This is a genomic window from Bradyrhizobium sp. USDA 4532 (genome assembly GCF_024171315.1).
GTDB lineage: Bacteria > Pseudomonadota > Alphaproteobacteria > Rhizobiales > Xanthobacteraceae > Bradyrhizobium > Bradyrhizobium australafricanum.
In genome coordinates this window covers 6,712,904-6,730,676 of the sequence record NZ_JALJZN010000001.1, presented here as the reverse complement: position 1 = coordinate 6,730,676, position 17,773 = coordinate 6,712,904, and the positions used below count along the sequence as shown (strand labels likewise).

General features: G+C 66.1%; 15 protein-coding genes and 1 pseudogene. 13 read left to right on the top strand and 3 right to left on the bottom strand.

The annotated features are described in order from the left end of the window. Positions 1-18 precede the first annotated feature (18 nt). From J2R76_RS30935 to J2R76_RS30920, 4 genes and pseudogenes are all read left to right on the top strand, one after another. Complete coding sequence (locus J2R76_RS30935; RefSeq protein ID WP_076831136.1) at positions 19-1,245, top strand: MFS transporter; 1,227 nt, start codon at positions 19-21, stop codon at positions 1,243-1,245. A 161-nt stretch (positions 1,246-1,406) separates the two neighbouring features. Then, the gene (locus J2R76_RS30930) at positions 1,407-2,579 is read left to right on the top strand and encodes an acyl-CoA dehydrogenase family protein (protein WP_076831139.1); all 1,173 of its coding nucleotides are present in this window, start codon (positions 1,407-1,409) and stop codon (positions 2,577-2,579) included. Positions 2,580-2,931: 352 nt separating this feature from the next. After that, a complete protein-coding gene (locus J2R76_RS30925; protein ID WP_076831142.1) occupies positions 2,932-3,849 on the top strand; it encodes an NADP-dependent oxidoreductase in 918 nt (305 codons plus the stop codon). 179 nt (positions 3,850-4,028) lie between these two features. Continuing rightward, positions 4,029-5,992 (top strand): annotated as a pseudogene (locus tag J2R76_RS30920) (methyl-accepting chemotaxis protein). Positions 5,993-6,013: 21 nt separating this feature from the next. On the opposite strand, the gene J2R76_RS30915 reads toward J2R76_RS30920, so the two are convergent. Next, on the bottom strand, positions 6,014-6,925 hold the full coding sequence (locus J2R76_RS30915; RefSeq protein WP_076831144.1) for a sterol desaturase family protein: 912 nt from the start codon (positions 6,923-6,925) through the stop codon (positions 6,014-6,016). Between the two features lie 107 nt (positions 6,926-7,032). Between J2R76_RS30915 and J2R76_RS30910 the strand changes: the two genes are divergently transcribed. The 4 genes from J2R76_RS30910 (at position 7,033) to J2R76_RS30895 (ending at position 10,337) form a co-directional block, all read left to right on the top strand. Then, complete coding sequence (locus J2R76_RS30910; RefSeq protein WP_057019535.1) at positions 7,033-7,638, top strand: TetR/AcrR family transcriptional regulator; 606 nt, start codon at positions 7,033-7,035, stop codon at positions 7,636-7,638. A gap of 11 nt (positions 7,639-7,649) precedes the next feature. Beyond that, positions 7,650-8,432 (top strand): sulfite exporter TauE/SafE family protein, encoded by a 783-nt coding sequence (locus tag J2R76_RS30905; protein ID WP_076831147.1) that lies wholly within the window; start codon positions 7,650-7,652, stop codon positions 8,430-8,432. Positions 8,433-8,467: 35 nt separating this feature from the next. After that, complete coding sequence (locus tag J2R76_RS30900) at positions 8,468-8,914, top strand: DUF1801 domain-containing protein (protein ID WP_076831150.1); 447 nt, start codon at positions 8,468-8,470, stop codon at positions 8,912-8,914. A 259-nt stretch (positions 8,915-9,173) separates the two neighbouring features. Further along, entirely contained in the window at positions 9,174-10,337 is a 1,164-nt protein-coding gene (locus J2R76_RS30895) for an IS4 family transposase (protein ID WP_229193596.1), read from the top strand. Between the two features lie 87 nt (positions 10,338-10,424). On the opposite strand, the gene J2R76_RS30890 is transcribed toward J2R76_RS30895, so the two are convergent. Together J2R76_RS30890 and J2R76_RS30885 are read right to left on the bottom strand one after the other, a co-directional pair. Beyond that, complete coding sequence (locus tag J2R76_RS30890; protein ID WP_143271106.1) at positions 10,425-12,626, bottom strand: EAL domain-containing protein; 2,202 nt, start codon at positions 12,624-12,626, stop codon at positions 10,425-10,427. Between the two features lie 353 nt (positions 12,627-12,979). Further along, the gene (locus J2R76_RS30885; protein ID WP_225163662.1) at positions 12,980-13,417 is read right to left on the bottom strand and encodes a L,D-transpeptidase; all 438 of its coding nucleotides are present in this window, start codon (positions 13,415-13,417) and stop codon (positions 12,980-12,982) included. Positions 13,418-13,612: 195 nt separating this feature from the next. Here J2R76_RS30885 and mepA point away from each other — a divergent pair, with 195 nt between their 5' ends. The 5 genes from mepA to modC all read left to right on the top strand — a co-directional run bounded on the left by mepA (position 13,613) and on the right by modC (position 17,682). Continuing rightward, entirely contained in the window at positions 13,613-14,575 is a 963-nt protein-coding gene (gene mepA / locus J2R76_RS30880) for a penicillin-insensitive murein endopeptidase (RefSeq protein WP_057019514.1), read from the top strand. Between the two features lie 130 nt (positions 14,576-14,705). Next, complete coding sequence (locus J2R76_RS30875; RefSeq protein ID WP_076831155.1) at positions 14,706-15,215, top strand: hypothetical protein; 510 nt, start codon at positions 14,706-14,708, stop codon at positions 15,213-15,215. Positions 15,216-15,423: 208 nt separating this feature from the next. After that, positions 15,424-16,209 carry a molybdate ABC transporter substrate-binding protein gene (gene modA / locus J2R76_RS30870; protein WP_076831188.1) on the top strand — a complete coding sequence of 262 codons (786 nt, stop codon included), beginning with the start codon at positions 15,424-15,426 and terminating at the stop codon, positions 16,207-16,209. Between the two features lie 2 nt (positions 16,210-16,211). Further along, positions 16,212-16,907, top strand: coding sequence for a molybdate ABC transporter permease subunit (modB, locus tag J2R76_RS30865; RefSeq protein WP_076831159.1), 696 nt, complete (start codon positions 16,212-16,214; stop codon positions 16,905-16,907). Positions 16,908-17,010: 103 nt separating this feature from the next. Beyond that, entirely contained in the window at positions 17,011-17,682 is a 672-nt protein-coding gene (gene modC, locus J2R76_RS30860) for a molybdenum ABC transporter ATP-binding protein (RefSeq protein WP_057019517.1), read from the top strand. The last annotated feature ends 91 nt before the right edge of the window (positions 17,683-17,773 follow it).

Sequence of the window (17,773 nt, the reverse complement as noted above, 5' to 3'; positions counted from 1 at the left end):
ACAGCGCCGGGGAAACGCATGAGCAAGGCCGCTCGGTTGGACTATGGCTGGGTCGTCGTCGGCGCGGGCGCGCTGATGACCTGCGTCGGCTTCGGCACCATGCTGTCGCTCGCGGTGTTCCTGCAGCCGATCTCGGATGCGATGGGCTGGTCGCGCGCCGGCGTCTCGGCGGCGGCGACGCTGGATTTCCTCTGCATGGGTTTTGCGGCGTTCGCCTGGGGCGCGCTGTCCGACCGCTTCGGTACCCGCATCGTGGTGCTGGCGGGCAGCCTGTTGCTCGGGCTTGGCCTCGTGACGGCAAGCCAGGCGCAGAGCCTGTGGCAATTCCAGCTCTGCTTCGGCGTGCTGATCGGGATCGCCGCCGGCAGCTTCTATGCGCCGATGATGGCGCTCGCCAGCGCCTGGATCGACAAGCATCGCAGCCTCGCGGTCGCGCTGGTGTCGGCCGGCATGGGCGTATCGCCGCTGACCGTCGCGCCGTCCGCGAGCTGGCTGATCACGGCCTATGACTGGCGCTTTGCGATGTTCGTGATCGGCATCGCCGCATGGGCGTTGCTGATCCCCGCATCGTTCCTGGTGCGCCCGGCGCCGCAGGGAACGGACGTCGCAATCCCGACCGCCGCGAACGTGCCGCAAACTGAATGGACCGCGGCGCAGGCGCTGCGCACGCCGCAATTCATCACGCTGGCACTGGCGCATTTCGCCTGCTGCGCGGCGCATTCGGGACCGATCTTCCACATGGTGTCCTACGCCATGGTGTGCGGCATCGCGCCGCTCACCGCGGTCACAGTCTACAGCCTCGCCGGCTTCTCCGGGCTCGGCGGCCGGCTGCTGCTCGGCGTGCTCGCCGACCGGCTCGGCGCCAAGCCGGTCCTGGTCGGCGGCCTCCTGGTGCAGGCGCTGTCGATCGCGACCTATCTCGCGGTGGCGCAGCTCGGCGAGTTCTACGCGCTGTCTGTCGTGTTCGGGCTGGCCTATGGCGGAGTGATGCCGCTCTACGCCGTGCTGGTGCGCGAGTTCTTCGGCGCGCGCATCATGGGCACGGTGTTCGGCGCGGTGTCGGCCTTCGCGAGCCTCGGCATGGCGCTCGGGCCGTGGGCCGGCGGTTACGTGTTCGACACGTTCCACGGCTATACGTGGCTGCACGCCGGTTCCTTTGCGATCGGCCTCGCCGCGGTCGCCGTGGCGCTGAGTTTCTCGACCAAGCGCCAGCCGTCGCTCGATCTCGGCCGCGCCGCCGCCTGAGCGCGGCTGCATTCGTCACACTCGCGCGCACCGGCACAGCGGATGGATAGCTGATCTGCATCGGCGCCGTCCTGCCTTGCCTTCCCTTGCCCTCTCCTGCCGGATGAGCCACCATCGCCCGGCCTGCCCAACAAGAATGACAGAAGGCGCCGAGGACACGCATGAACAAGCCGCAGGGATTCGACCTTGTCGAGCGGGCGCGCGCGCTGGCGCCGCTGATCACGAGTGAAGCCGACGAGATCGAACGGACACGGCGACTGACGCCATCCGTCACCGCGGCACTGGTCGAGAACGGGCTGTATCGCGCGCTGCTGCCGAAGCGTTTTGGCGGCGCCGAGGCGACACTGGACGCCTTCATGCAGATGCAGGAGGAGATCGCCAAGGCCGATGCATCGACCGCCTGGTGCCTCGGCCAGTGCAGCGTCTGCGCCATGACCGCGGCCTATCTCGAACCCGACGCAGCTAACGAGATCTTCAACACCACGCCCGGCATCCTCGCCTGGGGCGCTATCGCCCATGAGGTGCGCGCCGAGCCCGGCGGCTATCGCGCCAGCGCGCGCTGGGATTTCGCCTCGGGCTCGCGGCAGGCGAGCTGGCTCGGCGCCCATGTCCGCGTCGTCGAGGACGACGGCTCACCGCGCAAGAAGGCCGACGGTTCGCCGGAGATCCGCACCATCCTGTTCCCGATGTCGTCAGCGACAATGTATGACGTCTGGGACGTGATCGGTCTGAAAGGCACCGGCACCGATTCCTACTCGGTCGACAACCTCTTCATTCCGGAGCAGTTCGCCGCGCTGCGCGACGATCCCGCCGCGTGCCGCGAGCCGGGGCCGCTCTACAAGCTCTCCACCAACATGGTGTTCAGCATGGGCTTTGCCGCCACCTCGCTCGGCGTCGCGCGCGCCATGCTGGACGCGGCGACCGAGCTTGCCCGCGGCAAGACCCCGCAAGGCCTCAAGGCGATGCGCGACAACAATGCCGTGCAGGGCCAGATCGGGCGCACCGAGGCCAGCCTGCGCGCCGCGCGCGCCTATCTGTACGCGACGGCCCACGAGGTCTGGAACGATCTCGTCCGCGGCGACCCGATCACCGAGGCACATCGCGTCGCGATCCGCATCGCCTCGACCTGGACCATCCACCAGTCGGCCGCAGTGGTCGACATCGCCTATCACATGTCGGGGGCAACGGCGGTGTTCGCCAAGAATCCGTTCGAGCGACGGTTTCGCGACATGCACGCAATCGCGCAGCAGATCCAGGCCCGCGACACCCAGTACGAGGACGCCGGCAAGGCGATTTTGGCAGGCAATCTCGGCGCTCCGCCGACCGCGCGCTAAAGCATGATCCGGAAAAGTGCGAAGCGGTTTTCCGAAAAGATCATGTCGGTTTTGGGCCCAACAGTGGGCATGACGACTGGCGGCCCTCGCAATCTGAATTCTGTCCCCGACTGTGCAAAATGGATTCTGTCGACTGCCCGGATTTTTCAGCGGTGCGGTAACGCATTGAGCTCGCAGAGGGCAGCCGTCGCGCTTGGTACAGCCAAAATTCGCAATCTTGGTGCTGTTTTATGAGCAGGCGCAGCGCATCTATTCGTTCGTACTAAGCAACCGAACTGCCTTGGCAGTTCTTGGTTAGTCGGCGCGTCCGCGCGCTCTGCAGCAGTTCCACCAAGAGACAAGGAGTATTCCCATGAAGGCCATCGTTGTAACGGACCAAGCCGCGGGAACGGCCGGGATGAAGCTGGTGGACCGGCCCGAGCCGCAGGCAGCGATAAACGACGTCGTCGTTCAGGTTTATGCGTCGAGATTTGTCCCGACTGAGCTGGCGTGGCCCTCGACCTGGACCGATCGCCTCGATCGTGACCGAACACCGTCGATCCCGGGGCACGAGCTGGCCGGAGTGGTCACCGCTCTCGGATATGGCACTACAGGGCTATCGGTGGGACAGCGGGTGTTCGGTCTAGCGGACTGGTATCGCGACGGCACGCTGGCCGAGTATGTGGCGATCGAGGCGCGCAACCTCGCGCCGCTACCGGGCGACGTCGACTTCACAATGGGCGCAAGCCTTCCGGTCTCGGGCCTGACGGCATGGCAAGGACTATTTCAGCACGGCCGCCTCCAGGCGGGGCAGAGTGTCCTCGCACACGGCGCGGCCGGCGCAGTCGGGTCGATGGTGACGCAACTCGCGCGAGAGGCCGGCGCGTATGTGATCGGCTCCGGGCGGTCCGCCGACCGTCAGACTGTGCTCGACTTCGGCGCGCAGGAGTTCGTCGATCTCGACAACGACGCCCTTGAGGACGTCGGCAAAGTCGATCTGGTGTTCGACGTCATTGGCGGTGAAATCCAGAAGCGGTCGGCAAAACTGATTCGAGGCGGAGGAATGCTGGTGACGGTCGTTGGGCCGGCCGGGGCGCGACCTTCCGACGGCCTGGCGGTCGACTTCGTCGTCGAGTCCGATCGTTCCCAACTGAGTGAGATCGTCCGGCGGGTGCGGGACGGACGCCTGCGGACAAACATCGGCAACGTCTCGACTCTCGACGAGGCCGTCGCTGCCTTGAATCCGACCGGTCGACGCAAAGGGAGTACGATCATCCGCGTTCGCCCCTGAGTGACACATGCCTATTGATGCGCGCAGCCGGCCGGCCCTGTCAGGCCAGACGTTGAACAGTACGAAAGTAGCACCGGCGGCCATGGTCGCGGCACGAATACCGGCGGCGCAACATCCGGTTGTTAAGCTTTTTCTGAGACTTTGCGGGCGGCGCTAATGCCTGGAGTTTCGCTGGTCCCATGTTCACGCTTCGATCGATTGCCGCCCGCCTGATTCTGGCGATTTCGCTGACTGTCGCAGTCGCCTGCGCCATCCTCGGCGGCTTCTCCATCAGCCAGCAGCGGGCGCTGACGCGGCTCGCGCTCGATCAGCAGCTCAAGCTGCAATATGACAGCGTGATTGCAGCGATCGACTACGAGGGGCGCGCGGCGCTCGCGGTCTCGGCGGTCATCGCCGCCTTGCCGCCGGTCGAGGACGCCATCGCCAAGGGCGACCGCGACGGCCTCGGAAAGCTGCTCGGCGCCTCCTGGGCGTCGATGAAGGCGCAGGGCATCCCGCTGATCTCGTTCTGGCAGCCCCCGGCGACCAGCTTCTACCGGGTCCATGCGCCGAAGACTTTCGGCGATGACGCCTCGACGCGGCGCACGACGGTGGTGGAATCGAACAAGACCGGCAAGCCGATCGTCGGCGTCGAGCCCGGCCGCGAGGCGCTTTCGATCTTCGGGATGACCCCGATCATGCACGAGGGCAAGACGCTGGCCAATGTCGACGTCGGCGCCGCCTTCGGCAAGGAATTCGTCGACCGCGCCAAAAAGCGCTTCGGCATCGACCTTGCGGTGCATTCCTTCGACGGCCAGAGCTTCAAGCGGCTGTCCTCGACCTTCGGCGATACCGTGGTCGCGACCCAGGACGAGCTCAAGCGTGTGATGAACGGTGCGGCCCTGCTGCGCGACGCCGTTCTCGACGGCCATGCGGTGGAGCTCTATCTCGGCCAGATCAAGAACTACGCCGGCGAACCGGTCGCCGTGCTCGAGATCGTCAAACCAGCGACTATGAAGCCGCCGCGGCAAGCGCGCAGCGCAATCTGATCCTTGGCGTGGTCGCGATCATGGCCGCCGCCGTGCTGCTCGCGTTCCTGCTCGGCCGTGGCCTGTCGCGGCCGCTCACCGCGATCACCGCGGTCATGAACCGCCTGTCCAGCGGCGACACCAGCGTCACCATACCCGGCAGCGAGCGCCGCGACGAGCTCGGCACGATGGCGAAGGCGGTCGACGTGTTCCGCCGCAGCATGGTCGAAACCTCCTCGCTGCGCGAGGCGCAGGAGGCCGACAAGGTGAAGGCGGAGGCCGACAAGCAGGCCTTGCAGCGGCAGATGGCCGATCGTTTCGAAGCCGACGTCAAGGGCATGGTCGCCGCCGTCGCGCGGTCCTCGGGCGACATGCAGCGCGTCGCGGGCGAGATCACCGCCAGCGTCAACGGCGCCTCCGAACGGACCTCGGCGGCAGCCGCCGCGTCCGAGGAAGCCTCGGCCAGCGTCAACGCGGTCGCCGCCGCAACCGAGGAGCTGGCGTCCTCGATCACCGAGATCGGCCGCCAGGTCACCCATTCCAGCCGCGTCGCCGACAGCGCCGTGACCAAGGCCATGGAGACCACCGAGATGGTGACGAGCCTCGCCGCATCGGCAGAGAAGATCGGCGACGTGCTGCGCCTGATCAGCGCGATCGCGAGCCAGACCAATCTGCTGGCCCTCAATGCCACCATCGAGGCGGCGCGCGCCGGCGAGGCCGGCCGCGGCTTTGCCGTGGTCGCCGCCGAGGTGAAGGACCTCGCGAGCCAGACCGCGAAGGCGACCGAGGAGATCGCCGGCCAGGTCGGCGCGATCCAGTCCGCCACCGGCAACTGCGTCAGCGCGATCGGCGACATCAGCGGCACCATCCGCGAGATCTCGGGTATCGCCACCGCGATCGCGGCCGCCGTCGAGCAGCAGGACTCGGCGACGCGGGAGATCGCCCGCAGCGTGCAGCAGGCGTCCACCGGGACCGTCGAGGTCTCCGCCAATATCGCGGGCGCGAGCGAGGCCGCCAGCCAATCCCGCGCCCTCACCGGCAATGTGCTGGATACGTCCGGCCAGCTCGGCGATCACGCCGCCGCGCTGTCGCACAGCGTCGACACCTTCCTCGCCGGACTGCGCAACGCCGCCTGAGCGGCGGCGCCGGGCTTCAAGTCATGGCCAGGGCAGCACGGGCGGCGGAGCGGACCGGTCGGACTTGTCGTCCGGCCGAGCGTCGACCCGCCCCCAATCGCGCATGAACGGCATCTTCAGCAGGCCGCGCAGCGACTGCTTCTCGGGATCATCGAAGCCGTCGAGGCCATAGCGCAGCTCCGCGAAGCGTGGACCACGATTATAGGTGCCGCCGAGCCGGTCCCAGATCGAGAGCAGGTTCGAATAATTGCTGTCGGTCTCCGGCTGATGACGCGAATGATGCATCTTGTGCATGTTCGGCGTCACGAAGACGAGCCGCAGCCAGCGGTCGAGCCGCTCGGGCAGGCGGATATTGGCGTGCTCGAATTGGGCGTTCAGCGCCGACAGCGTCAGATAGGTAACCAGCACCCAGGCCGGCGTACCGAACACGAAGACGCCGGCGATGTGCCAGCCGATCCGCCACAGCGTCTCGCCGGGATGCTCGCGGAACGTCGTGGTGACGTCGACGAAGCGATCGGCATGGTGCATGCGATGGAAGCGCCACATCCAGCCGAGCTTGTGCATGGAGACGTGGGCGAAATAGGCAAACAGGTCGAGCCCGATGATGCCGAGCAGGAGCTGGTTCAGGGGTGACAGGCCGAGCCAGTGCGACAGGCCGAATTTCGCATCCAGCGTCCATTGCGCGGCCAGCGGCGACAGCGGGCTGAGCAAAAGGTTCACGCCGACGAAGATCACGGTGATGGCGGCGTTGCGGCCGATATTGCGCATCCGGTCGCTGCGGCCGTAGCTGAACAGCGGAAACGCGGCCTCGAACAGCAGCACGATCGCGAACGACGCGAGCAGGAACGCGATCCGCGCGCCGGTCGACGGCAGCTCGACATGAGCCATCTCAGCCGCGCCCGGATGCCACAGAAGCTTTGCAAAGCCGATCATGCCGTCAGCCTCCCCTCTTTACAAAACGAATATTCGTTCTTTATAATGGCAACGAATGATCGTCAAGCCCGCCGCATCGGCCGGCCGCGACCTGACAAGGACCGACTATGCCGAAGGTGAAACCCGAGACGCTCGCGATCCGTCGCGAGGAGATTCTGCAGGCCGCGGAGATCTGCTTTGCCCGCCAGGGATTTCACCAGACCACGATCCAGGACGTGATCAAGCAGTCCGGGCTCAGCGCCGGCTGCATCTACGGGCATTTCACGGGCAAGGAGGAGCTGATCCAGGCGATCGGCGAAAGCCGCCATGGCCGCGACAGCGCGCTGCTGGCGCTCAAGGGTCCACCGGACGATGTGTTGCAGAGCCTGCGCTCGATCGCCCGCGGCTTTCTCGGCGACCTGCAGAAGGAAGAAGGCCTGCGCGCCCGCCGCGTCGCGTTGCAGCTCTGGGCGGAGGCGCTGCGCGACGACGTGGTCCGCGACCAGGTGCTGAGCGGAATCCGCCAGCCGATCGCCCTGATCGTGGACCTGCTGCGGCGCGGCCAGAAGAGCGGCGCGATCGACCGCGGCGTGCAGCCGCGCGGCGCGGCGCGGGCAATGGTCGCGATGTTTCAGGGCATCGTGCTGCAACGGCTGTGGGGCGAAACCGTCTCGACCGCGGAAGCGATGCACGCCTTCGACATCTTCCTTGCCGGCCTTGCCGCCAGGCGCTGACGGGGGATGCGGTGATCGTCCCCGACCTCCTCGCCGGCATCGGCGCGGGCCTCGCCGGCGGTCTGACCGCCGGGCTGCTCGGCGTCAGCCCCGGCGGCGGACTGGTCGTGTTCTCGATGCTACTGCTCGGCGCCGGCCAACATGTCGCGCAAGGCATCTCGCTGGTCGCGCAGGTGCCGCCGACCAGCCTCACGGGGATCCGGCGCTATTGGCAGAGCGGCAACCGCACCCCATTGCGCTGGATCGCGCTGCTGACATTCGGCTTTGTCGCCGGCGGCGCGGCCGGCGCACTCGCCGCCAACCATGTCGCCGAGCCCGCGCTGCGCTGGACCTATATGGCCTATCTCGTCGTGCTCGACGCGATGCTGATCCTGCGCGGCGGACGCGACCAGGCGAAGCACGACGACAAAGTCACCGCGCGCGAAATATCCTGGCCGGCGCTGCTCATTGTCGGGCTGCTGGCGGGCCTGTCGTCGGGCTTTCTCGGCATCGGCGGCGGACTGGCGACCGTGGTGGGCTTAAGCGCCGTGCTCGGGGTGCCGCAGCATCAGGCGCAGATGGCAAGCCTCGTGATGTCGCTGATCCCGACCACGATCCCCTCGGCCTGGATCTATTGGAGCGAGGGCTCGCTGGCGTCCTGGCCGGTGCTGGCGGGCGTGATCGTCGGCCTGCTGGCCGGCACCGATCTCGGCGCCCGCGCCGCCAACCGCATCGACCGCGCGCGGTTACGCAACGCGATGATCGTCTTCGTCTCGCTGATGGCGGTCTATATGACCTTCAAGGCGCTGTGGTAGATAGATATAGGTACGTCCTCCTCACGGAGCCCACCATGCGCAAGCCGCCAGCATCGACCAGCAAGGCGGCGCGACGGCCGCACGCTAAACCGGCAGCTGCGCTGTTCGACACGTACCCTGCCCCGGTCAGAGCCAAGCTGCTGGCGCTGCGGCGGCTGATCTTCGAGACCGCGAAGGCAACCAAGGGCGTCGGCGCGCTGGAAGAGACATTGAAGTGGGGCCAGCCGAGCTACCTCACGCCGGAGACCGGCAGCGGCAGCACGGTCCGGATTGATCAGGTGAAGCCGGCTGCCGACCAGGTCGCGGTCTACTTCCACTGCCAGACCAATCTGGTCGAGACCTTCCGCGAACTCTATCCCGAGCTCAGCTACAGCGGCAACCGCGCCATCCTGCTCGATGTCGCGGGCAAGCTGCCGGAGCCCGCGCTGCGCCACTGCGTGGCGCTGGCGCTGACTTATCATCTCAACAAGAAAGAATCGTAGGGCGTGAAGGCGACGGCGGTGCGCTCCCTCTCCCCGTTCTTACGGGGAGAGGGTTGGGGTGAGGGGCCGTCTCCGCACATTCGGTAATAGCTGCGTTCGCGGAGAATCCCCCTCACCCGGATCGCATCTGATGATGCGATCCGACCTCTCCCCGCACGCGCAGGGGTGTCCGGGGAATGATTCACTGTGTCGCGGTGCATGCTCGGCAGGACCGAGGCAAATCGGTCTTTTCTGGTTGTCGAGACACAGAGGGCCGAGCATGCGATATCGCGGTAGCATTTTTGGAAGGCTGCTTGAACCGATCAATCGACGGCAGTTTCAGACGGTTGTGGATCGTCTGGACGGGGATGCCTACGACAAGTCGTTCAGGAGCTGGGATCATCTGGTGGCGCTGATCTATGCCCAGCTTAGCGGCAACAGCAGTCTGCGCGGGGTGGTGACTGGCTTCAACGCCAATTCGCAGCATCACTATCACTTGGGAACCGGCAAGCTGTCGCGCTCGACGTTGTCCGATGCCAATGCCCGCCGTCCGATCGGCATTTTCGCGCAAACCTTTGCGGCGCTGTCGGCGATGGCGCGTCGCCAGCTGCGGAGTGAAGGCATGGAGATGGTGCGTCTGATCGACGCCAGTCCGATCCCGCTCGGCAAGGTCTGCAGTTGGGCGACGTGGAACGGCCGCATCCGCGGCATGAAGCTGCATGTCGTCTACGACCCAAGGAGCGATGTCCCGACCTGCGTCGAGATGACGGCCGCGAACGTCAATGACATCGAGATCGGCCGACAGACCCCAATCCAGCCCGCCACCACCTATGTGTTTGACAAGGGCTATTGCCGTTTCGACTGGTGGCAGAAGATCAATGATAGCAAGGCTTTGTTCGTTACCCGGGCGAAGACGAGCATCCGTCTTCGCTCGCTCAGGCATCGCGCCATCCGCAAGCGTAACGGGGATGGCTTCGAAATCCTTGCCGATGACGAGGTGAAGCTCACCAGCAAGGGCGATTCGCGCCTTCCAATCCCGCTCCGCCGCATCAAGATCAGACGCGAGAAAGGCGGCAAGATCACACTCCTGACCAACGACCTTGCCCGTAGCGCCGTCGAGATCGCCGCCCTCTACAAGAGCCGATGGCAAATCGAGCTGCTGTTCCGCTGGATCAAGCAGCATCTCGATATTCGCAAGTTCCTCGGCGCCAACGACAACGCGATCCGCCTTCAGGTGCTCGCTGCGATGATTGCCTACCTGCTGCTGCGCATCGCCGCTCACACCAACTGCATCAAAATGCTCCCGCTCAGGTTCGCCGAACTCGTCGGCCAGCTCCTGCTCACGCGTCGATCCCTCGCTGCCATCGACAAACCTCCGCCCATCAACCCCAGCCGTCGGAAATCAACCATCTCACCTGACCAGATGGAGCTCCGCTATGCCTGAATTTCCCCGGACACCCCTGCCGCACGCGGGGCGAGGTAAGGGGAGCCCGACGCTCGATCGAGGTTACATCTCTGCCTCTAGGCTCCACTACGCCACCAGCGCCGTCGCGACGCGCTGCGCCTTGAGCAGGCTGATGACCTCGGGGTTCGGCCGGGCGCGGCTGAACAAGAAGCCCTGGCCCTCGTGGCAGCCTTCGGCGCGCAGCCGGCTCAACTCCGCCTCGGTCTCGACGCCCTCGGCGGTGATGGTGACGCCGAGCCCGATGCCGAGGCTGACGATCGAGCGCACGATCGCCTGCGCGTCCGGGTTCGCACCGAGGTCGCGCACGAACGACTGGTCGATCTTGATCTTGTCGAACGGGAAGCTGCGCAGATAGCTGAGGCTGGAATAGCCGGTGCCGAAATCGTCCATCGACATCCGAACCCCGAGCGCGCGGAGCGCATGCAGCGTCGCCAGCACCTGGCTGCTCTTCTCAAGCAACAGCGTCTCGGTGATCTCGAGCTCGAGCCGCCGCGCCGGCAGGCCGGATTGCCGCAGCGCGTCGGTGACCAGCGCCAGCAGATTGCCGGTACGGAATTGCAGCGGCGACAAATTGACCGCGACGCGCACGTCATCCGGCCATTGCGCCGCGTCCATGCAGGCGCGATGCAGCATCAGCGCGCCCAGCGGATTGATCAGCCCGGTCTCCTCGGCCACCGGGATGAACTCGCCAGGCGAGATCATGCCGCGCTCCGGATGCGGCCAGCGCACTAGCGCCTCGAAGCCGGTGATGCGCCCGCTCGCAAGATCGACCAGCGGCTGGTAATAGGGCCGCAGGCCTTCGTTCTGGATCGCATCGCGCAGGTCGATCTCGATCTTGCGCCGGCTTTGGGCGCGCGCGTCCATCTCCGCCTCGAAGAAGGAGAAGGTGCCGCGGAATTCGCTCTTGGCGCGCGACAAGGCCATGTCGGCGCTCTTCAGGAGCTTTTCGGAATCCTCGCCGTCGCCGGGCGACATCGCGATCCCGATGCTGGCGCCGATCACCACCGAATGCCCCTCGAGCAGATAGGGCTCGCCGATCGCATCCAAGATCCGCCGCGCCAGCAGCACCGCGTCCTCGGGCCGCATCACGCCGCCCTGCACGATGGTGAACTCATCGGAGTTGAGACGGGCCAGCGCATCTTCCTCGCGCAGCGTCGAGCGCAGGCGCTTGGCGACCGCGCGCAGCAGCTTGTCGCCGATGCCGTGGCCGAGCGTCTCGTTGACCGCCTTGAAATTGTCGAGACCCAGCATCAGCACCGCAACCTTGTCGGTCGAGCGGCGGGTGTGCTGCAGCATCTCGTCCATCTGCTGGCGCAGCAGATTGCGGTTGGGCAGGCCGGTCAGGCTGTCGTGCTGGGCCATGAAGGCGAGCCGCGCCTCGGCGCGCTTGCGCTCGGTGATGTCCATCAGCGCGAGCAGCATCGCCGGCTGGTCGCCATGCATCAGCTGGCGCGAATAGATCGCAAGGTCGATCAGCGTGCCGTCGGCGCGCACATGCTTCCAGGTCCGCGCCGCCTGCTCGTCGCTGCTGCGGCCTGCCGCCCAAGGCAGCTCGGCATCGAACGCCTGCAGGCTCCTGATCGTCATCCGCTCGAATTCGGCGCGGACATAGCCGTAATGCGCGATCGCGGCGTCGTTGACCGCGAGGATCCGCTCGCCGTCGAGCGCGCACAGGATCATCGGCACCGGATTGCCGTCGAACAGCAGGCGGAACGACGCCTCGCGCTGCTTCAGTTCAGTGATGTCGACGCGCAGGCCGACGATGCCGCCATCTGCGGTCAGCCGCTCCTCGATCAACACCACGCGGCCGTCGGCCAGCACCTGCTCGTGCCGCTCGCCGGGCTGGTACATCTTCCTGAGCCGTTCGGCGATCCACTCTTCCTCGCGGCCGGCAGCCTCGGGATAGTCGCCGCGCGCGACGCCGATGCGGATGGTGTCTTCCAGGCGCGCACCGTGCTCGAACAGGTCGGAGCTGCGCTTGTAGATTTCCGAGTATTTCTTGTTCCAGAGTGTGTAGCGGCCTTCCGGATCCAGGAACACGATGCCCTGCGGCAGGATGTCGATCGCCTCACGCAGCCGCGCGTTGGATTTGCGCGCCTCGGCGATCGCGGCTTCGGCCTGCGCGCGCTGGCGCACCAGTTCGCCGATCTCGACCGCGGGGCGGCGCGATCTGCCCGACACTTTCGGCATCGGTGTGGGACGACGGCCCCGAGGACGGGACAGTTTGGCCTGGTTCGGTTTCTTGGTCTTTTTCTTCGGCCGCATCATCGGTATCGCACGCCCCACGCGCATTCCAGTTCGGCGATATATCTGCGATAAGTCTCTGAAAAATTGGTATCTCTTGGCGAGTAGCTGCGCTGCCTGAGAAACCCTTGCATGCCTGCTTTGCAGGCGAATTCACGCCGGGCGCGAGTTTGCTCCCGGCGCGCCGGCGGCGCACGGCACAGATTCGCAGCGTGGAAGCGCCGGCGCTTGGTGAAGGAAGCGTAAACCGGCGCGCGATTGCACAATGAATGCGCCGAAGACGCTTCAAGCGCATCAATGTTCGTCAGCGTGCGGCAGGGTTATCGCGCGGTTAAAGCGCGGTGCGCCTCAGCCTTCGGATTTTGCCGGATCATACCTTAGTTGGTGATTTCGATGCGCGTGCCGCCTCGGCCGTTGCGCTCGACCAGCCCATAGAGCATTGCGGCGTGCGAGGGATGCAGGCGCACGCAGCCATGCGAGGCCGGCCCGCCAAGGCGCGTGAGTTCGTATGTTCCATGGATGGCAAAGCCGCGGTGGAAGAAGATCGAGTGCGGCATCGGCGAGTTATAGTACTTCTTCGAGTACCAGCGGCGCGCCAGCATCTGCGGACGGAACACCCCACTCGGCGTGCCATAGCCGCGGCGGCCGGTCGACACCGGCCAGTTGTAGCGTCTCGCGCCATCGACGCTGACCGCCATGCGCTGCGATGATTTATCGATGTGAACGACGACGTCGGCCCGCGCCGGCGAGAGCGCCAAAATCGGCGCGGCAATCGCGGCGGCAAACGCCAGCCGTACGCACGATACGCTCGTCACAATAACGCCTACCCTGAAATTATTGCGGACATGATGTCGCCCACAACGTGCGCTTGTAAAGTGGCGTGGCTCACATCGGAGCCTGGAAGCCGCAGGTAATCTTAATCCACCCTGTGGGCGATCAAGCGAATGGGATGAAAGCGCGGTCCGCCTGCTCCGAATCCATGCTAGCCTTGCGCCGACAGAGTGATCCGAATGACACCCCGCCTGCGTCTGTTCCCACTCCTGATCTTAGCCCTCGTCGCCTGCACCATCTCCGCGCGGGCGCAGGACAGGGGCTCGCTCAATCCACAGCCGCTGCCGCCGCTCGCCAACCCCAATGATCCAAAGATCGGGGCGAAGCAGCTGTTCGCGCGCAAGGTGCTGCCGGCGGCGTTGCCGACCCGGTCGATCGGCGGCTACACCAAGGGTTGTCTCGCCGGCGCCGCGCAGATGCCGCTCAACGGCGAGACCTGGCAGGTGATGCGCTTGTCGCGCAACCGCTACTGGGGTCACCCCAACATGATCGCGCTGCTGAAGCGGCTTGCGGCCAACGCGCACAAGGACGCCGGCTGGCCGGGCATCCTGGTCGGCGATATCGGCCAGCCGCGCGGCGGCCCCGCGCTCTCCGGTCATGCCAGCCACCAGATCGGACTCGACGCCGACATCTGGCTGACGCCGATGCCTGATCGCAAATTATCGCGCGAGGACCGCGAGGAGATGTCGGCGGTGATGATGGTGCGCGACGACCGGCTCGACATCGATCCACGCGTCTTCACGCCGGGCCACGTGCTCGTCATCCGCGACGCGGCGCGGGAGCCGGCGGTGCAGCGCATCTTCGTCAATCCCGCGATCAAGAAGGCGCTGTGCCGCGAGGCCACGGGCGATCGCGGCTGGCTGTCGAAGATCCGGCCGTGGTGGGGCCACGACTACCACTTCCACATTCGTATGCGATGTCCGCCCGGCAGCCCTAGCTGCGAGGGACAGAAGCCGCAAGCGGAGGGCGAAGGCTGCAAGCCGTCCGATCTCGCCTTCTGGTTCAAGGATTCGGTGCTGCATCCGAAGCCTCCGCCGAAGCCGCCGAAACCCCGCCCGCCGATGACGCTTGCGCAGATGCCGGCTGACTGCAGGACGGTGCTGAACGCCCCCGACGCCAAACAGCAGCTGCCAGGGCAATAACATCTTTGTCAGGCGGCTATGCCGGCCGGCTCGAACTACGATATGATCTCGTGCCGTCGCGCCGTAAGGCGTTCGGGCGATGGATCGGGGCGGCTGATCTATTCTATCCGTCATCATGAATGGACCAGACATGCGCAAATCGCTCCTCGCCGCATCGCTCGTGCTCGTCTCGACTTCCGCTTTCGCGGCGGAGGAGCCGAGCGGCTGTGACAAGTTCAAATGGTCGATCGAGCGCGCACGCGCCGCGCTGACCGCACCCAATCGTGCCCGGGTCGTATCGGGAAGCGAGCAGGCCGCGCTGCCGGCGACCGCGATCACGCTGGCGCTGGTGGCCCCCGGCGACGCCAAATTGCCGACCCCGCCGGAGCGCGCGCCGAAGGAAGGCACCTTCGCCGGCTTCACCAACTTCAAGGCCGCGCCGAAGGCCGGGCTCTATACCGTCAGCCTGTCGGCCGGGGCCTGGGTCGACCTGGTGCAGGACGGGCATCTCCTGAAGCCCAAGGCGTTCAGCGGCGCGACCGATTGCGACGGTATCCGCAAGACCGTGAAATACGACCTCGCCGCCAGCCCCTTCGTGCTGCAGGTCAGCGGCTCAAAAGAGAACTCGCTGTCGATCGCTATCCAGCCGGCGGATGAATAGGACGGGCGGTTAGACAAACGGTCGCCTTTACCGTAAGCCCCAGCCTGCTATGTTTGCAGTGCGATATCCCTGAGGACCGTAAGTCCATCGGGGACCAGCGGAACAGCGCTTCCGTCCGTCGCAGGCCAGACCCCAACCCAACGCCTGATTTGCGCGCGATCGTTCGCGCGCGAACTCGCACGGAGCGCTTTCCATGCCACGACTTTCAATTTCAAGGCTTGCCGGACTTTTCACCGCTTTCGTCATCCTGCTCGGCGCGCTGCATTCGCCCGCGAGCGCCGAGGACAAGACGCTCACCATCTTTGCCGCCGCCTCGATGAAGAACGCGCTCGACGACATCGACGCGGCCTATACCGCCAAGAGCGGCGTCAAGATCACCGCCAGCTATGCCGCGAGTTCGGCATTGGCAAAACAGATCGAGCAGGGCGCGCCAGCCGACGTGTTCGTCTCCGCCGACACCGACTGGATGGACTATGCGATCAAGCAGAAGAACATCAATGAGCAGACGCGGGTGAACCTGCTCGGCAACTCGATCGTGCTGATCGCGCCGAAGGATTCCAAGCTCGACAACGTCAACATCGGACCCGGCTTCGATCTCGCCAAGCTCGCCGGCGACGGCAGGATCGCGACCGGCGACGTCAAGGCGGTGCCGGTCGGCAAATACGCCAGGGCCGCGCTGGAGAAGCTCGGCGCATGGCAGGCGGCGGAGCCGAAATTCGCGATGGCCGAGAGCGTGCGCGCCGCGCTGACGCTGGTGGCGCGCGGCGAAGCCGTGCTCGGCATCGTCTATTCGACCGACGCCAAGGTCGAGCCGGGCGTCAAGATCGTCGGCACCTTCCCGGCCGACACCCATCCGGCCATCATCTATCCGGTCGCGGCGACCACGACCGCGAAACCGGAGACCGCCGAGTATCTCGCCTTCCTACGCTCCTCGACGGCGAAGACGATCCTCGAGAAGTACGGCTTCAAGTTCCTGATCAGCCCGACGACCTAAGCGTGTTTGAGATCTCGCCGACCGAATGGACGGCGATCCTGCTGTCGCTGCGGGTCGCCGTCATCGCAACACTGGTGGCGACCCCGTTCGGGGTAGCGCTTGCCTGGCTGCTGGCGCGGCGCGATTTCTGGGGCAAGTCGCTGCTCGATGCCGCCGTGCATCTGCCGCTGGTGCTGCCGCCCGTCGTCACCGGCTATTTGCTGCTGCTGACCTTGGGCAAGCGCGGCCTGGTCGGCGGCTGGCTGGCCGACCATCTCGGCATCGTGTTCGCATTCCGCTGGACCGGCGCGGCGCTCGCCTGCGGCGTGATGTCGTTTCCGCTTCTGGTGCGGCCGATCCGCCTCTCGATCGAGGCGGTCGACCGCCGCCTCGAGCAGGCGGCCGAGACGCTCGGCGCCGCGCCGTGGCGGGTGTTCGCAACCGTGACGCTGCCGCTGGCGCTGCCCGGCGTGCTGGCCGGCATGGTGCTCGGTTTTGCCAAGGCGATCGGCGAGTTCGGCGCGACCATCACCTTCGTCTCCAACATTCCCGGCGAGACCCAGACCATTTCGTCGGCGATCTATTCGCTGATCCAGACGCCGGATGGCGACCCCGCCGCCGCGCGGCTCGTGATCATCTCGATCGTGCTCGCGGTCGGCGCACTGGTCGCGGCTGAAGTGTTCGCGCGTCGCGCCACCGCGCGCCTGCATGGGCAATAGAGCATGATCCGGAAAAGTGTGAAGCGGTTTTCCGAAGAGGCCATGCTCAAACAAGGAGCTAAAGCGCGATGACGATTCAACTCAATCTCATCGCGCTTTAGCCATGCTGCGCGTCGACATCACCAAGCAGCTCGGCGAGTTCTCGCTTGCAGCCTCGTTCACCAGCGAGGGCCGCGTCACCGGTCTGTTCGGCGCGTCCGGCTCCGGCAAGACCTCGCTGATCAACACCATCGCGGGACTGTTGCGTCCCGACCGCGGCACCATCGTGATCGACGGCGAGACCGTCGACGATACCGCGACCGGCATCCACGTCCCGAGCTGGCGCCGCCGCATCGGTTACGTGTTCCAGGACGCGCGGCTGTTTCCGCATCTCGATGTCCGCCAGAACCTCGACTACGGCCGCCGCATGAACGGCCTCACCGAAGATCCCGCCCAACACCGGCGCGTCGTCGACCTGCTCGACATCGGCGCCCTGCTCGACCGCCGTCCCGGAAAGCTCTCCGGCGGCGAGCGCCAGCGCGTCGCGCTCGGCCGGGCGCTGCTGTCCAAGCCGCGGCTGCTGCTGCTCGACGAGCCGCTGGGGGCGCTCGACGAAAGCCGCAAGCTCGAGATCCTGCCCTATCTGGTGCGGCTGCGCGACGAAGCCGGCATCCCGATGGTCTATGTCAGCCACGACGCGGCCGAGCTGCGCCAGCTCGCCACCCAGATCGTGATGCTGCGCGGCGGCCAGGTGACCGCGTTCGGCGGTGTCAAGGTGCTGACGGCGGGCGCCTAGCTGGCCGTTTTTCCGAAAGTCGGCATAAGATAGCCTATCTTGTCTGCCAGGCCCGCGTCGGGACGTCCGATCGGGCATAGGGAAGGGTGTA

Excerpts from the sequence above, each read along its gene's own strand:
- J2R76_RS30935 (WP_076831136.1), top strand. The coding sequence starts at position 19 with ATGAGCAAGGCCGCTCGGTTGGACTATGGCTGGGTCGTCGTCGGCGCG.
- J2R76_RS30930 (WP_076831139.1), top strand. The coding sequence starts at position 1,407 with ATGAACAAGCCGCAGGGATTCGACCTTGTCGAGCGGGCGCGCGCGCTG.
- J2R76_RS30925 (WP_076831142.1), top strand. The coding sequence starts at position 2,932 with ATGAAGGCCATCGTTGTAACGGACCAAGCCGCGGGAACGGCCGGGATG.
- J2R76_RS30915 (WP_076831144.1), bottom strand. The coding sequence starts at position 6,925 with ATGATCGGCTTTGCAAAGCTTCTGTGGCATCCGGGCGCGGCTGAGATG.
- J2R76_RS30910 (WP_057019535.1), top strand. The coding sequence starts at position 7,033 with ATGCCGAAGGTGAAACCCGAGACGCTCGCGATCCGTCGCGAGGAGATT.
- J2R76_RS30900 (WP_076831150.1), top strand. The coding sequence starts at position 8,468 with ATGCGCAAGCCGCCAGCATCGACCAGCAAGGCGGCGCGACGGCCGCAC.
- J2R76_RS30895 (WP_229193596.1), top strand. The coding sequence starts at position 9,174 with ATGCGATATCGCGGTAGCATTTTTGGAAGGCTGCTTGAACCGATCAAT.
- J2R76_RS30890 (WP_143271106.1), bottom strand. The coding sequence starts at position 12,626 with ATGATGCGGCCGAAGAAAAAGACCAAGAAACCGAACCAGGCCAAACTG.
- mepA (WP_057019514.1), top strand. The coding sequence starts at position 13,613 with ATGACACCCCGCCTGCGTCTGTTCCCACTCCTGATCTTAGCCCTCGTC.
- J2R76_RS30875 (WP_076831155.1), top strand. The coding sequence starts at position 14,706 with ATGCGCAAATCGCTCCTCGCCGCATCGCTCGTGCTCGTCTCGACTTCC.
- modC (WP_057019517.1), top strand. The coding sequence starts at position 17,011 with ATGCTGCGCGTCGACATCACCAAGCAGCTCGGCGAGTTCTCGCTTGCA.